Raw genomic sequence first — 13,168 nt, 5'->3', positions numbered from 1 at the left:
AGGGTAGCCGGCGCGGGTTTATCACCTACGCGGAGAGTGCGGATTCTGCACGTTGAGCGACCTCACGTAGAGCACCAGCTCCGCTATGTCGTCCCCGCCGATCCCGGCGGCCGCCGCAGCTCTCAAGAGCTCCCTCACCTTCCCCATGACCGGCAGTACCTCGACGCCGAGCTCCTCCGCCAGCTCCTGCAACTGGCGCAACACGGCCTCCGCCTGCTGGGCGGAGAAGCCCACGGAGAACTGGCCCCTCAACATGGCGGGCATGCGGGCGTTTAGCTGGGCAGACGCGGCGCCTCCCTTGGACAGAAGGGACACGGCGGCCTCTTGGTCGAAGCCGAACCGCCTCAAGATCTCGGCGGCCTCGGCGAGGGCGGCCGTGTTGGCGACGAGGAGCGCCGTGCTCACGAGCTTCAAGACCGTCGCCTGCTCGTGGGTCCCCACGTAGAGCGGCTCGCCCAGCTGGGAGAGGAAGCCGGAGGCCTTCTCGAAGAGATCCCTAGGCCCCCCGACGTAGAGCACGAGCCTCCCCTCCTCCGCGTCTTTAGGCCCGCGCTCCACTCTACAGGTCAGGTATTTGAGCCCCCTGGCCGCCTCCAGGACAGACCTCAGCTCGGACAAGCTCTGCGTCGTGGTGTCGACCACCACCGCGTCTGTCGCCGGCGCCGACCTCAAGACCTCTAGGACCTCCTTGCCGGTGGGGAGCGCAAGCACCACGTAGTCCGCCTCGAAGCACTTGGGCAACTCGCACGGGGCGACGCTGGCGGCCTTCACGGCCTCCTCGGACACGTCGTAGCCCCGCACCTCGTGGCCTTTCCTGGCCAAATTGCGGGCGATCCCCCTCCCCATCCGCCCGAGGCCCACGACCGATACCCGCATGGAGGGACGCGTCCCTCTATTTATTTGTATACTCGCTACGTTTTAAAGCCGGGCCGAGGTTCCCATATGGCGGTTGCAGAGGTGGAGCCCTATCTGCTATCGGGAGGCGCCGAGGACCCCGCGCCGTGGGCCTCCAGCGTCTTGCTGGTCAAGGTCGTGACGAAGGACGGGAGAGTCGGATGGGGCGAGACGTTGACGTCGATACGCGCGTCTTCCGTGGCCGCCATGGTGAGGATCCTCGGGAAGGCCATGCACGGGAGGGACGTCCACAACGTCGAGGCCAACAGATCGTTCTGGTACAAGCTGGACTTCAACTACTCCATATCCCTAGAGTCCGTCGCCGCCCTAAGCGCCTTCGACATGGCGTCCTGGGACATAATAGGCAGAGAGCTCGGGGCGCCCCTCCACCTGCTCTTCGGAGGCTTGACGAGGGACAAAATACGCCTCTACGCCAACGGCTGGTATGGCGGCTGTAGAGACGCCGCTTGTTTTGCCGAGAGGGCTAAGGAGGTAGTGAAGAGAGGCTACACAGCCCTCAAATTCGACCCGTTCGGCGATAGCTTCGACGTGCTCGACCGGACGTCGCTCAAGAAGGCGGCCGAGATAGTGGCCGCCGTGAGGGAGGCCGTAGGGGACGAAGTCGACATACTAATAGAGTGCCACGGGCGCTTCAACGCGGAGTCTGCCATAAGGGCCGCCGAGGCGTTGAGGCCCTACGGGATATACTTCATGGAGGAGCCGGTCCACCCCGAGGATCTGGAGGGGCTGGCCAGGTTCAGATCTGCGGCGCGGGTGCCGGTTGCGTTGGGGGAACGCGTGGTGAGTATGGGCCAGCTGTTGCAGTACGTGCGCTATGCCGACTACGTCCAGGTGGATCTCGGGAGGTTCGGAGGCCCCACGGAGGCGAGGAAGGCGGCGGCCTTGGCCGAGGCATTCGGGGCGTTAATGGCCTTCCACAACGCCAACGGGCCGGTCCTACACGCCGCCACTATACAGCTCGACGCGGCGATACCCAACTTCGCCGTGCAGGAGTCCTTCTACGACTTCTGGCCCCAGTGGAAAAGGGAGTTGATACGCGGCGCTCTCCCCGTGGAGGCCGGATACGTGGAGGTCCCCAGAAGGCCCGGCATCGGCGTGGACGTGGACGAGAAGGCGGTGGAGCGCTATAAGGCGGAGCCCGGCGAGTTGGAGCCGCCGTCTGGGCCCAGCTGGGCCGTGAGGGGCACTTGGTAGCAAACGTTATTTCCACATATCGCGTAGGCGTCGATGGCAACCGAATACCCAGTCGGGCTGTCCAGGGGCATGCGGGGGAGCATCGCGGCCGGAGTCCTGATACTGTTCCTCGCGCCGTCGGCGTACTACCTAGGCGTCTCGAACCCTCTCAACATAGCCGTCATGGCCGTCCTCGTGGCCCTTGCCGTATACGTCTACCGGAGCTTCGGGAGCGCTCTGGAGAGCAAGGCCTTCAAGCTCTTGGGAATTCCCGTCATAGGGCTCGCCGCCGCCGGGGTCGCCGCGTTGGCCCTCGGGCTACAGATAGGCGCGGCGATGATAGCGGTCGCCTACTGGGGCGAGCCCGTCATGGGCTACTTCATATATGCGCGGCTCAAGAGGGACTTCCCGTCGTTGTCGTCGGCGTTTCTGGCCTCGGCGGCCGTCTTCGCGTACACAATCCCCCTGATCTTGCTAGGCCTCTGGGAAGTGCCTTTCGCGGCCGATTTGGCTAAGGTCGTCGTCCTGGCGGCCGTCCTCAGACGTCTGGAGTAGCCGCGGTCGGATCAGCCGTATATCTCCGGCCATCCACGCCGCCTCACGCGCCTCATCACGAGAGGTCGCCGAAAGTTTCTACGTACTTAGGGTTAAACTCCCCTCCACAAAATCCCGGTCTTTTAAAGAAGTATACGCCGCGTATACATGTTCCGGGTATTCCGCAAGGGCGATAGGCTATTAATATCGGGGAAGAACGAGGACCTCTCCCTAATAGGGCAGGGCTGGGCTGTGGTGGGCGAGTACGATAGGTGGGAGCGGGCCTTCTCGGCGGCGGTCCGGCTCGCCGAGAGGGAAGAGCTCTTGGTTGAGTGGTATCTCGAGGAGGAAGTCGCCTCGGCGAGGAGGCTAAAGGCCGTGCGGCTCTAGGACGTAGAGCCTGCCCAACTCCAGAGGCTCCGGCGCGCCTCCGATATGCCTCACGAGGGTGGAGGAGACGACGGCCTCCCAGCCATTCCCCCGCACCCTATACAGCCTGTAGTACCTCTCGTAGACGTCCCTATCGGGGCCCTCGGGCAGTCTGTAGTAGGAGTAGGCGTAGGCCTTAGGCCCCGGCAACTCCAACACGGCCAGGTTTAAGGCTGTCTTGACGTATTTAAGGGCCTCCGCCAAGGCGGCTTCCGGATCGGCCCAACGGGCGGCGAGGAAAAGGGCCAGGAGCCAGCTGTCGGAGAACAGCTTGGGGTCTAGGCCCAGGGCCGCGGCGAGCGCCGTCTTGTCCACCGACCCGTTGTGCGCCACGTATATGACCCGCCCGTCGGGCGTCTCCGCCTGGAACGGATGGGCGTAGAGGAGGCCGAGGGGCTCCCCCTTTGACGCCGCCCTAGCGTGGGCGAGGCCGGCCAGGCCCAGAGGAGGCACGTGGGGATCCTTCCAGATAGCCCTCGCCGATCTGTAGTAGGCCAGAGACCCGCCCATCGTGTAGACAGCGTATCCCCAGCCGTCGCCGTGCTGGAAGCCGCCGGGCGCGTATGGATCTCTCTCGGCGGCCAGCCGCAATGCCCTGTGCAGATCTTCTTGGGGGACTCCGGAGTATATGTAAAATCTACACATTAATAGGGCGGGCCCGCCCTCTGGAGTGTCTTCGCCACTATGAGCGTGGTGGTCGACCGGACGCCGGGGATTTTCCTTATCTTGTCCCTTATAATTGCCCTGAGCTTCTCGGCGTCGTCGGAGTTCAACTTGACTATTAAGTCGTAGGGGCCGTAGACGAAGAAGACGGCCGAAACCTCCGGCACCTTGGACAGCTGCTCCATTACCGAGTCCTCGGTGCCTATATCCACGTTTATGAACACTAGCGCCTCCATGTCAATATAGTTGTAAATAGCTTATATACATTACCTCGAACGGGATTCGAGGTACCTCCTGATAACCACGGCCGTGGAGAGGTCCACCCTGTACTTCTCGGTCAGGCCCGTGTCGGTGTCGGTGAACTCCACGACGTACTCGACCCCCTCGCCCTCCTGCTTGTATATCTTGATGAGGGTGTTCGGCTTACACATGGCGGTCAACGCCGTGGCCGACTTCTCGACGACAGAGCACTCGACGTATTTATAGACCCGAGCCTCCGCCGGAGTGCGCCCCATGGCGGCTATGGGGGCCTCCTCGTAGTAGTACATCTTCCTCCTTCTTGACACGAGGTGGGGTTGGGGACTCGTTATAAGTTTTTCCCTCAGGGGCCGGCAACCGCCGGCATGTGGCGGCGCCGCCAGTCGTCCACTATCTCGAGGACCATCAAGGTCTCGGTCCTCTGTATATCCGGCATGGAGGCGAGGTAGGACACGAGGAACGAGGAGAGCTGTTTTATGTCGCGGGCCCAGACCTTGAGCAGGAGGTCGTAGGGGCCCGTGATTATGTAGGCCTCCTCGACGAAGGGGAGGTCGCCCTTGCCCGAGCAGTCGGCCAGGATCTTCTCGGCCAACTGTTCCTGGAGCGGCTTCTCGCCTTTCACCTCCCCCCTCCTCACGCTGGCCATGACGAACGCCAGGACTTGGTAGCCCAATAGGAACGGGTTGACTATGGCCTTGTACCCCATTATATAGCCCTTGTCTTCAAGCCTCTTGATTCTGGAGGCTATTGTCGTCTTCGGCCTATTCACAGCCTCCGCCAGCTCCTGCAACGTCTTCTTGCCATCTATCTGCAACAGCTCCAGTAGTTTCTTGTCTATCTCGTCCATACGGGATAAAATCTAAGAGATTATTAAACAATGCGGAATTAAGACCGCGCAGTTCAGTCCCCTACCTTCCCGCTCGGGGGAGGCAAATAGTTCGAGACGTCCTCGGCCAGGTTGGCGAGCGTCTCGGCGACGTAGATGGGAGCGCCCGCCCTGACGGCCAACGCCACGGCGTCGCTGGGCCTCGCGTCGAACGTGTGGACTTTGCCCGAGCTGTCCCTGACGTAGACGGTGGCCGTATACGTGCCGTTTATCATGGCGTCTATAGTCACCTTCTCGACCGAGGCCCCCAGAGTCTCGAGGATCTCCATGAAGAGGTCGTGGCTCAACGGGCGCGGGAAGTCCAGCTCCCCCAGCCCCTTCTTTATGGATATCATCTCGGAGCCTCCGATAATTATGGGCAGAGCCCTATCGCCCCACTCGTCCGCGCCTATGAGCATGACGCCGACCTGTTGCCCGGCCCTGTCGTACGCCTCGACGACCGAGATCAGCTCCCCCTTGAGGTACCTAACCATTGACTCTACCTCAACCGGCTTATAAATCCATTGGGGCCGGCCCCTTCGGCAGACAACTTTTTAGCCGCCGCGTGTTTTGGGGCGTGATGAGGAAGCGGCCACGATTGGTGAAGCGTCCTAAACCAGGCTGATCACCAAGTCCCTCTGACCACCCAGACGGGCTCCTCGGTGGGCTGTATCTCCCTCGGCTCCGCCTTATAGCGCTCCACCGCCTTCTCGTTCACGTCGACGCCTATGCCCGGCCTCTTGGGCACCTCGACCGAGCTGTCGACTGTCTTGAAGGGATCGCCTATGAGATCCCTCTTCCACTGGGGCCAGAAGTCGTAGAAGGACTCCAGCCTGTATAGAGTCGGCGTGACGGCGGATAGCTGGACCTCCACCGCGAACTGGACGGGGCCGTAGGCGTTGTGGTAGGAGACCTCCACGCTGAAGGCCTCGGCGAGCGTGGCCACCTTGAGGCTCCCCGTCACGCCGCCTATGTTGCAGGCGTCGGGCTGAACCACGTCGACGAGGCCCTCGGCCATGTACTGGAGCGCCTCCTTGGCGCTTATGAGCCGCTCGCCCATGGCTACCCTCAAGCTGGTCGCCGCCTTGTACTTCCTGTAGGCCTCGATATCCTCGTGGTGGACGGGCTCCTCCATGAAGTAGGGATTGTACGGCTCCAGCCTCTTGGCTATCTCGACGGCCGCGTTGGCGTCGAAACGGCCGTGGTGCTCTATTAGTATGTCGACTTCGTCCCCTACGGCCTCCCTCACCGCCGCCACTATCTCCTCGGCTTCCTTCAGCCTCTTGGGCGTTATGTAGTTGAAGCTGTCCTTGAACGGGTCGAATTTGAGGGCTGTGTAGCCTCTCTTCACTACCTCCTTAGCCCTCTCGGCAAAACAAGCGGCGTCTCTACAGCCGCCATACCAGCCGTTGGCGTAGACGGGCACCCTCGTGCGTATGGCGCCGCCGAGCAGCTCGTGGAGGGGCGCCCCGAGCTCTCTGGCCTTTAGATCCCAGAGGGCCATGTCTATGGCGCTTAGGGCTGTGGCGCTCTCGAAGGAGCGCGACAGGAAGAAGTCCTGCCTATACCACTCGTAGAAGGCGGCGGAGATCTCGTGGGGGTCCCTCCCGACGAAGGCCCTCGCCACCTGCCTCACGGCGGAGACGACGGGCAACACCCTCAAGGTGGGGACTGCCTCGCCGTAGGAGACCCTCCCGTCCGACGTGACGACCTTGACCAGTATGGAGTAGGAGGCCCAACGGGCGTCGGCCTCTTGTTCGTAGAGGACTAGGGGCTCTATCTCGGATATCTTCGCCATGTGTGGATGGGAAACTCTATTTATAGATGTGGTTTAGGTGGCATGGACATAATCGCGCCTGTGATTACCCCGTTCAGGAACGGCAAGATCGATCTGGACCTATACGCCGAGCACATAAGGAACATAACCGCCAAGGGCGTCGACGCCGTCTTCGTCGCCGGGACGACCGGGCTGGGCCCCGCCCTCTCGGTCGAGGAGAGGAAGGCCCTTCTGGAGGCCGCGGCCTCTGTAGCCAGACGCGTGATCTTCCAGATCGGGTCGCTCGTCCTCGACGACGCGGTGGCGTTGGCCAAATACGCCGAGAGGTTCGACGCCGTGGAGGCCGTGGCCTCGGTGCCCCCCTACTACTTCCCCAGGCTCTCGGAGAGGCAGATAGCCAAGTACTTCAGAGATCTCTGCGCCGCCACGTCGCGCCCCGTCTACCTCTACAACTACCCCGCCGCCGTGGGGAGAGACGTCGACGCCAAAGCGGCTAGGGAGATCGGGTGCCTCAAGGGCGTGAAGGACACAAACGAGAATATAGCCCACACCTTGGCCTACAAGAGGCTGATGCCCCACATGAAGGTCTACAACGGGTCGGACTCCCTAGTGCTGGCGTCCTTCTCGGTGGGCCTCGACGGCGTCGTGGCCTCCTCGGCGAACTACGTCCCGGAGGCCTTGGCCCGTCTGAGGGAGGCCGTGGCGCGGGGCGACGTCGAGAGGGCCCGCTCTATCCAGTTCGCCATAGACGAGATACTGGAGGCGGCGAGGCCTCTGGGGTACTCCTCGGCGGTCTACGAGCTGGTCGAGATATTCCAGGGATACGACGCGGGCGAGCCTAGGCCCCCCATATACCCCTTGGACCCCGAGGAGAAGGCCTGGCTTAAGGCCGCTGTCGCGCAGGCCAAGGCCAAGCTGGCCCTATGATCCGTCTGGTGGCGCTGGGCGAGCCGCTGGTGCAGCTCAACGCCGTGACGCCGGGCCCCCTCAGGTACGTCAACTACTTCGAGAGGCACATAGCCGGGTCCGAGGCCAACTTCTGCGTCGCGGCGGTTATGGCGGGCGCCTCCTGCGGCCTGATAGCGAGAGTCGGCGACGACGAGTTCGGGAAGGCCGTCCTCGAGTACCTCAGGGGCAGAGGCGTGGACGTGTCCAGGGTGAGGGTGGACGGAGGGGCGCCCACCGGCATATACTTCGTCCAGAGACACTACCCCGTGCCCGGCCGGTCTGTCTTGGTCTACTACAGGAGGGGTAGCGCCGGGAGCCGACTCTCGCCAGAGGACGTCGACGTCCAGTACGTCAAGTCGGCCGACGCGGTCCACTCCACCGGCATTACCCTAGCAATAAGCGAGTCGGCCAGAGAGGCCGTCTACCTCGCCTTCGAGCACGCCGCTAGGAGGACCTTCGACACGAACATAAGGCCGGCCCTCTGGCCCAGCCCCGAGGCGGCTAGGGAGGCCGTGTTGAGGGCCTTGAGGGGAGGGGTCGAGATACTCTTCACAGATCCCGACGACACGAGGATAGTGCTGGGCGTGTCGGACCCCGACGAGGCGTATAGGAGGTATAGAGAGCTCGGGGTCGAGGTGCTTGTCTACAAGGAGGGGGCTAGGGGCGCCTACGTGTTCCACGACGGGGGTAAGTACTTCAGGCGGGCCTACGCCGTGCCTGTCGAGGACCCGACGGGGGCCGGCGACGCCATGGCGGGCTACTTCGCCGCGCTGTACCTCTCCCGCACGCCGCCGGAGAGGGCCTTGGACCTCGCGGCCGCCGCCTCAACGCTAGTGGTCACCGTCAGGGGGGACAACGAGGCCGTCCCGACGCCGGCAGACGCCGAGAGGCTGTTGTCGTCGCTATGAGGAGCGCTATTTTGGGCAACGGGCGGCTGACCGTCTTGCTGGACAAGGACTTCTACATAGCCGACCTCTACTACCCCTACGTCGGCCGCTACAACCACGCGTTCGGCGGGAGGTTCAAGGTCGGCTTGTGGCACGACGGGAAGTTCGCCTGGCTTGAGTCGATGGAGAAGTCCATAGAGATGGAGGGCCTCACAGCCAAGATGAGGGCTAGGTGGGACGGGCTCGAGATCGAGTTCCTCGACTTCGTGGACTTCAACAGGGACGTCTACGTGAGGAGGGTCGACATAAGGGGCGGAGGGCTCGTCAGAGTGTTGTTCTACCACGACTTCAGAATAATGGAGGCGCCGCAGAGCGACACGGCGTTTTACGACCCGGAGGCCGACGCTGTTATCCACTACAAGGAGGGGTATTGGTTCCTCGCCGGCTCCAGCCACCAGCTCTACGAGTACAACATAGGGCGGAGGGACATGGGCGTCGTGTTGAAGGACTGCGAGGACGGCGCCTTGGGGAAGAACCCCATAGCGCAGGGCTCGGTGGACTCCGCCGTATCTGTGGCCTACCCCAGCTTCTACTATTGGATAGTCGCAGGGAGGAGCAGGGAGGAGGTTTTGGAGGTCCACAAGTCGCTGAGGGCGAGGCCCCAGTACTACGAGAAGAGGAACGCGGGCTACTGGAGGGCCGTCTCCGGGCGCCACCCCGAGAGGCTCGTGGCCCAGTCAGTCGCCGTCTTGCTGGCCCATATAGGGGACAACGGCGCGATCGCGGCCTCTCTAGACACCGACATACTCAAGTTCAACCTCGACACCTACGCCTACGTCTGGCCCCGCGACGCCGCCTACGTGGCGATGGCCCTCGACGAGTACGGATACGCGGCAATAACCAAGAGGTTCTACGAGTTCGCCCTCTCGCTCCTCGCCAAGACCCGCTCGGGCTATTTCTTCCAGAAGTACAACCCAGACGGCACCTTCGGCTCCACGTGGCATCCCTGGACGGCAAGGGGGAGGAAGTCGTTGAACATACAGGAGGACGAGACCGCCATATTCCTGCACGCCCTCTGGCGCCACTTCGAGCTCGCGAAGGACTACGACTTGCTGAAGAGGGCCTATCCGCTGATCAGAGACGCCGCGGACTTCATGGCGAGCTTCAGAGACGAGAAGCTGGGCCTCCCCCTCGAGTCCTTCGACCTCTGGGAGGAGAGGCTGGGAGTCCACGCCTATACTGCGGCGGCCGTCTACGCCGGCTTGAGGGCGGCGGCGAAGTTCGCCGACTTCCTAGGCGAGGAGGAGGACTCAGACCGCTGGATGTCGGCCGCCCAGTCGGTCAAGGAGGCCGTGGCGGAGCACATGTTCGACAAGGCGCTGGGCAGATTCGTGAGGACTGTGAGGATAGACGACGGGAGGGTCGTGGAGGTCGACAGGACGGTCGACGCGAGCCTCTTGGCTCTGCCCCTCCTGGGGATCTTCGAGCCGGACGACCCCAGAGTGGCCGCCACGGTCAAGGCCGTGGAGGGCGCGCTCTGGGTGAGAGGCGTCGGCGGGCTTGCGAGGTACGAGGGCGACTACTACCAGAGAGTGCCGGGCGACTACTCCGGGATCCCCGGCAACCCGTGGATAATAACGACCATGTGGCTGGCCGAATACTACGCGGCGTTGGGCCAGACCGCGAGGGCCGAGGAGCTGGTCAAGTGGGCCGAGTCCAAGGCCAGCCCGTCGGGGCTGTTGCCAGAGCAGATAAGCCCCTTCGACGGCTCGCCAGTCTCGGTCCAGCCGCTGGCCTGGAGCCACGCGGAGTATTTAAGGGCGCTGTATGCCATAAGGAAGACTTGTTGCGGCGGGGCTCAGCCGTAGCCTGCCAAGACGCCGAGAGTCCCGCCGGCTATAGCCACGGCCCCCAGCCCGATCACCAGAGGCACTATCCGCCTGCTCGAGGCAAGCCTAAGCAACGCCTCTATCAGCAGAAGGCTCGCCGCGGTGGCCACCACGGCCGCGAGGGCCAGGCCCTGCGGGGACACGAGGGACACCGCGGCCAGGACCTCGTGCCGGGAGGCCAGGAGGGGCAACACAGACGCGCCGAGCGCGGCGGGTATGAGCGCGAGGAAGGACAGCCTAAAGGCGTCTCTGGGCCTCACTCCCATGAGCAACATGGCCGACACGGTTATGCCGGATCTGCTGACGCCGGGAAACGCCGCGAGGCCTTGGGCTACGCCGATCAGCACGAGGTCCCTCATCCGCAGATCCGCGAGGCCTCTCGACGGCACGTGCCTCTCCCTAGCCGCCCTTATGAGGAGCCCGTCCGCGATCAAGACGAGGCCGAGGGCTATCATTGGCAGGCCCACGACGGGGCCCGAGACGGAGCTGAAGTAGAGGTATATAGGCGCGGCGACGGCGGCGGTGACCAACGTGACGACGACTAGATACTTCAAGAGCATTTTGTCCTCCGCCGAGCCCCTCAAGGCGAGGGCCTTCAACACGCCCCAGACCTCCCTCCTGAAGTAGATGACGGCCGCCGCCAAGGTGGCGAACTCCAGGAAGAGGCCGAAGGCGTAGGCGGCGCCGAAGGTGAGGCCCAATAGATACGTCGAGACGAACATTATCTGCGTCTTGCTACTTATGGGGAGCCACTCGCTGACGCCCTGCACCAGCCCCAACACGGCGCCGTCCACCGCCCAGTTCATACGCGCGTTAGGAGCTCTTCTTATAAACCTTATGGCCGGGCCCATATCCGCGCAGATCAGCCCTAAACCGTAGCCGCCGATGCGCCGCGATCGCGTCTTCAGCCGACGCGCCCGCAAGCGACGCGTTAGTTTTATATCTTCGTCGTAGATATGTGGCGTGTCCGGGGAGATCTCGCCGCTTGTCCACGAGGCGTTGCGGATGGCGGTGGAACATGCCTTGAACAAGATCAAGGAGGGCAAAAAGCTGTCCACAGAGGATATCTTCCTCCTGTACCTGGGAACTATACTAAAGGAGATGGCGGACGTGAGGTCGGAGATAGCGCGGCTGGAGCAGAGAATAGACGAAAACAACAGGAGAATCGACGAGACGAATAAGAGAATAGACGATGTAAGTATAAAGAATAGACGACGTGAGCAAGAGAATAGACGACCTTAGGGATTCTCTGAACAAGAGGATAGACGCTTTGCAGGACCTGCTTTTGGAAATCCAGCGTCTTCTGATAGAGATAGTGAAGGCCAGACAGCAGGCCTAGCCTCGGCCGCTATCCGACGTTCAGCACGTAGTACTTGGGCTCTGTGAAGTAGTACATCGTGGATCTGACGCCCTCCCTCCAGCCGAAGCCGGACATCTTAACGCCGCCGTAGGGCAAGGCGTCGAGGCGGACTCTGGTGGAGTCGTTCACCATCACGGCGCCGGCCCTCACCGCTCTGGCGACCCTAAAGGCCTTTCTGTAATCCGCCGTGAAGACCGACGCCTGGAGGCCGTACTGGGTGGCGTTGGCCAGCTCCACCGCCTCCTCCTCGTCGTCGAACGGAGCTACGGGGAGGACCGGGCCGAAGACCTCCTCCCGCAACACTCTGGCCTCCGCCGACCCGTCGGCGAACTTGACCACGGTGGGCTCGAAGAAATAGCCCTTCCTGGCCGCCCTCCTGCCGCCGTACAGCAACTCCCCGCCTCTCGAAAGCGCGTCGGCCACAAAGCCCTCCATGGCCCTCACCATCTTCTCCGATATCAAGGGGCCCATATCGGTCGCCTCGTCCATAGGCTCGCCGACCTTTATCGAGGCGACCTTGCCCAACAGAGCGTCGAGGAACTTCTCGAAGACCGGCCTCTCCACGAAGACGCGCTTGGTGGCGTTGCAGTTCTGGCCCGCGTTCTCGAACCTAGCCCTAGCTATCGTCGCCGCGGCGCGCTCCAGATCGGCGTCGGCGAAGACTATCGCCGGATCGGAGCCGCTGGGAGCTATCATGAACTTCTTGCCCCGCCCCGCCGCCTTGGCCGCCACTTGGAGGCCCACCGCGGTGCTGCCCGTGAAGGATATGCCGGCGACTTTGGGGTTCTCGAGAAGCTCGTCGAAGACCTCCTCCCCGCTACCGACCACCACCTCGACGACGCCCGCGGGGACGCCGGCCTTTCTGAGGAGCTCGGCCATCCTCAACGCGGTGAGGGGCGTGTGGGTGGACGGCTTGACCACCGCCGTGTTGCCGGCCGCTATCACCGGCGCGATCTTGTGGGCGAAGGTCGAGGCGGGGTTGTTGTAGCTCAAGGCCCCCGCCACCACGCCCACGGGCTCTCTGGCCTCCAGGACTATCCTCTGCTCGTTGCCCGGCGGGTACTCGTAGGCGTCCGCCCTCGGGATCCTCCCCTCCAGTACGTACCGCGCCTCCTCGGCGCTGGATCTGAAAATCTCCACGGCCCTCCTCAGCTCAGCCCTCGCGTCCCTTATGGGCTTCCCGGACTCGGAGACGAGAATCCTCACGAGCTCCTCGGCGCTCTGCTCTATATACTGGGCCGCCCGCAACAAGACCCTTCCCCTCTCCCTTAAGGGAGTCTCCGACCATTTGTGGAAGGCCTCCTCGGCCTCGTCGACGGCCCGCCTGACGTCCTCCCTCCCGGCGGCCGGAATAACGGCGAGGACCTCCTCGGTGGCGGGGTTGACCACCACTATATCCGCCATAGCCGCTTGAATCCATTAATTTATAAGTCTTATTTTACATATATGCGTTTTAGAATTTTATAATTA

General features: G+C 62.9%; 17 protein-coding genes. 8 read left to right on the top strand and 9 right to left on the bottom strand.

From position 1 onward, the window contains the following. Positions 1–21: 21 nt before the first annotated feature. Positions 22–876, bottom strand: a complete 855-nt coding sequence (locus TUZN_RS04635) for an NAD(P)-dependent oxidoreductase (RefSeq protein WP_013679786.1) — start codon at positions 874–876, stop codon at positions 22–24. Between the two features lie 66 nt (positions 877–942). Here TUZN_RS04635 and TUZN_RS04630 point away from each other — a divergent pair, with 66 nt between their 5' ends. The 3 genes from TUZN_RS04630 (at position 943) to TUZN_RS04620 (ending at position 3,012) form a co-directional block, all read left to right on the top strand. Further along, a complete protein-coding gene (locus TUZN_RS04630) occupies positions 943–2,109 on the top strand; it encodes a mandelate racemase/muconate lactonizing enzyme family protein (RefSeq protein WP_013679785.1) in 1,167 nt (388 codons plus the stop codon). 33 nt (positions 2,110–2,142) lie between these two features. Further along, positions 2,143–2,643, top strand: coding sequence for a hypothetical protein (locus TUZN_RS04625; RefSeq protein WP_148678587.1), 501 nt, complete (start codon positions 2,143–2,145; stop codon positions 2,641–2,643). Positions 2,644–2,790: 147 nt separating this feature from the next. Then, on the top strand, positions 2,791–3,012 hold the full coding sequence (locus TUZN_RS04620; protein WP_013679783.1) for a hypothetical protein: 222 nt from the start codon (positions 2,791–2,793) through the stop codon (positions 3,010–3,012). Here the strand turns inward: TUZN_RS04620 and TUZN_RS04615 are convergent. The 6 genes from TUZN_RS04615 to TUZN_RS04590 all read right to left on the bottom strand — a co-directional run bounded on the left by TUZN_RS04615 (position 2,992) and on the right by TUZN_RS04590 (position 6,635). After that, on the bottom strand, positions 2,992–3,696 hold the full coding sequence (locus TUZN_RS04615) for a class II glutamine amidotransferase (protein ID WP_013679782.1): 705 nt from the start codon (positions 3,694–3,696) through the stop codon (positions 2,992–2,994). The two genes, TUZN_RS04620 and TUZN_RS04615, sit on opposite strands and share 21 nt — an antisense overlap. Then, positions 3,696–3,950, bottom strand: a complete 255-nt coding sequence (locus TUZN_RS04610; protein ID WP_013679781.1) for an Lrp/AsnC family transcriptional regulator — start codon at positions 3,948–3,950, stop codon at positions 3,696–3,698. The genes TUZN_RS04615 and TUZN_RS04610 overlap by 1 nt, the downstream gene beginning before the upstream one ends. A gap of 30 nt (positions 3,951–3,980) precedes the next feature. Beyond that, positions 3,981–4,280, bottom strand: a complete 300-nt coding sequence (locus tag TUZN_RS04605; protein WP_052886095.1) for a hypothetical protein — start codon at positions 4,278–4,280, stop codon at positions 3,981–3,983. Positions 4,281–4,315: 35 nt separating this feature from the next. Continuing rightward, positions 4,316–4,819, bottom strand: coding sequence for an Lrp/AsnC family transcriptional regulator (locus tag TUZN_RS04600; protein ID WP_013679779.1), 504 nt, complete (start codon positions 4,817–4,819; stop codon positions 4,316–4,318). A 53-nt stretch (positions 4,820–4,872) separates the two neighbouring features. Beyond that, positions 4,873–5,331: a bifunctional nuclease family protein gene (locus TUZN_RS04595; RefSeq protein WP_013679778.1), complete on the bottom strand. Its 459-nt coding sequence runs from the start codon at positions 5,329–5,331 to the stop codon at positions 4,873–4,875. A 131-nt stretch (positions 5,332–5,462) separates the two neighbouring features. Next, on the bottom strand, positions 5,463–6,635 hold the full coding sequence (locus TUZN_RS04590) for a mandelate racemase/muconate lactonizing enzyme family protein (protein WP_013679777.1): 1,173 nt from the start codon (positions 6,633–6,635) through the stop codon (positions 5,463–5,465). 42 nt (positions 6,636–6,677) lie between these two features. Here TUZN_RS04590 and TUZN_RS04585 point away from each other — a divergent pair, with 42 nt between their 5' ends. From TUZN_RS04585 to TUZN_RS04575, 3 genes are read left to right on the top strand one after another with little or no spacing between them, the layout of a single operon-like run. After that, positions 6,678–7,541: a bifunctional 2-dehydro-3-deoxy-phosphogluconate/2-dehydro-3-deoxy-6-phosphogalactonate aldolase gene (locus tag TUZN_RS04585; RefSeq protein ID WP_013679776.1), complete on the top strand. Its 864-nt coding sequence runs from the start codon at positions 6,678–6,680 to the stop codon at positions 7,539–7,541. Next, positions 7,538–8,470, top strand: coding sequence for a bifunctional 2-dehydro-3-deoxygluconokinase/2-dehydro-3-deoxygalactonokinase (gene kdgK, locus TUZN_RS04580; RefSeq protein WP_013679775.1), 933 nt, complete (start codon positions 7,538–7,540; stop codon positions 8,468–8,470). Before TUZN_RS04585 ends, kdgK begins: the two co-directional genes overlap by 4 nt. Then, the gene (locus TUZN_RS04575) at positions 8,467–10,317 is read left to right on the top strand and encodes a glycoside hydrolase family 15 protein (RefSeq protein WP_013679774.1); all 1,851 of its coding nucleotides are present in this window, start codon (positions 8,467–8,469) and stop codon (positions 10,315–10,317) included. Before kdgK ends, TUZN_RS04575 begins: the two co-directional genes overlap by 4 nt. Here the strand turns inward: TUZN_RS04575 and TUZN_RS04570 are convergent. Beyond that, positions 10,308–11,144 (bottom strand): undecaprenyl-diphosphate phosphatase, encoded by an 837-nt coding sequence (locus TUZN_RS04570; protein WP_052886094.1) that lies wholly within the window; start codon positions 11,142–11,144, stop codon positions 10,308–10,310. The two genes, TUZN_RS04575 and TUZN_RS04570, sit on opposite strands and share 10 nt — an antisense overlap. 157 nt (positions 11,145–11,301) lie before the next feature. On the opposite strand from TUZN_RS04570, the gene TUZN_RS04565 reads away from it, so the two are divergent. Continuing rightward, complete coding sequence (locus TUZN_RS04565; protein WP_013679772.1) at positions 11,302–11,580, top strand: hypothetical protein; 279 nt, start codon at positions 11,302–11,304, stop codon at positions 11,578–11,580. After that, a complete protein-coding gene (locus TUZN_RS11600; RefSeq protein WP_013679771.1) occupies positions 11,555–11,677 on the top strand; it encodes a hypothetical protein in 123 nt (40 codons plus the stop codon). Before TUZN_RS04565 ends, TUZN_RS11600 begins: the two co-directional genes overlap by 26 nt. 9 nt (positions 11,678–11,686) lie before the next feature. Here TUZN_RS11600 and TUZN_RS04560 read toward each other — a convergent pair whose 3' ends face one another. Next, positions 11,687–13,114 carry an aldehyde dehydrogenase family protein gene (locus tag TUZN_RS04560; RefSeq protein ID WP_338064490.1) on the bottom strand — a complete coding sequence of 476 codons (1,428 nt, stop codon included), beginning with the start codon at positions 13,112–13,114 and terminating at the stop codon, positions 11,687–11,689. Positions 13,115–13,168 lie beyond the last annotated feature (54 nt).

Origin of the sequence: Thermoproteus uzoniensis 768-20, from assembly GCF_000193375.1 — an archaeon.
Taxonomy (GTDB): Archaea; Thermoproteota; Thermoprotei; order Thermoproteales; family Thermoproteaceae; genus Thermoproteus; species Thermoproteus uzoniensis_A.
The sequence above is the reverse complement of the archived record's forward strand: the minus strand, read 5'-3'. Positions and strand labels throughout refer to the sequence as shown.

What these genes read in the sequence shown, in the direction of transcription:
- TUZN_RS04615 (WP_013679782.1), bottom strand. Translation starts at nt 3,696, where the DNA reads ATGTGTAGATTTTACATATACTCCGGAGTCCCCCAAGAAGATCTGCAC.
- TUZN_RS04595 (WP_013679778.1), bottom strand. Translation starts at nt 5,331, where the DNA reads ATGGTTAGGTACCTCAAGGGGGAGCTGATCTCGGTCGTCGAGGCGTAC.
- TUZN_RS04575 (WP_013679774.1), top strand. Translation starts at nt 8,467, where the DNA reads ATGAGGAGCGCTATTTTGGGCAACGGGCGGCTGACCGTCTTGCTGGAC.
- TUZN_RS04630 (WP_013679785.1), top strand. Translation starts at nt 943, where the DNA reads ATGGCGGTTGCAGAGGTGGAGCCCTATCTGCTATCGGGAGGCGCCGAG.
- TUZN_RS04625 (WP_148678587.1), top strand. Translation starts at nt 2,143, where the DNA reads ATGGCAACCGAATACCCAGTCGGGCTGTCCAGGGGCATGCGGGGGAGC.
- TUZN_RS04620 (WP_013679783.1), top strand. Translation starts at nt 2,791, where the DNA reads ATGTTCCGGGTATTCCGCAAGGGCGATAGGCTATTAATATCGGGGAAG.
- TUZN_RS04570 (WP_052886094.1), bottom strand. Translation starts at nt 11,144, where the DNA reads ATGAACTGGGCGGTGGACGGCGCCGTGTTGGGGCTGGTGCAGGGCGTC.
- kdgK (WP_013679775.1), top strand. Translation starts at nt 7,538, where the DNA reads ATGATCCGTCTGGTGGCGCTGGGCGAGCCGCTGGTGCAGCTCAACGCC.
- TUZN_RS04590 (WP_013679777.1), bottom strand. Translation starts at nt 6,635, where the DNA reads ATGGCGAAGATATCCGAGATAGAGCCCCTAGTCCTCTACGAACAAGAG.
- TUZN_RS04635 (WP_013679786.1), bottom strand. Translation starts at nt 876, where the DNA reads ATGCGGGTATCGGTCGTGGGCCTCGGGCGGATGGGGAGGGGGATCGCC.
- TUZN_RS04600 (WP_013679779.1), bottom strand. Translation starts at nt 4,819, where the DNA reads ATGGACGAGATAGACAAGAAACTACTGGAGCTGTTGCAGATAGATGGC.
- TUZN_RS04585 (WP_013679776.1), top strand. Translation starts at nt 6,678, where the DNA reads ATGGACATAATCGCGCCTGTGATTACCCCGTTCAGGAACGGCAAGATC.
- TUZN_RS04610 (WP_013679781.1), bottom strand. Translation starts at nt 3,950, where the DNA reads ATGGAGGCGCTAGTGTTCATAAACGTGGATATAGGCACCGAGGACTCG.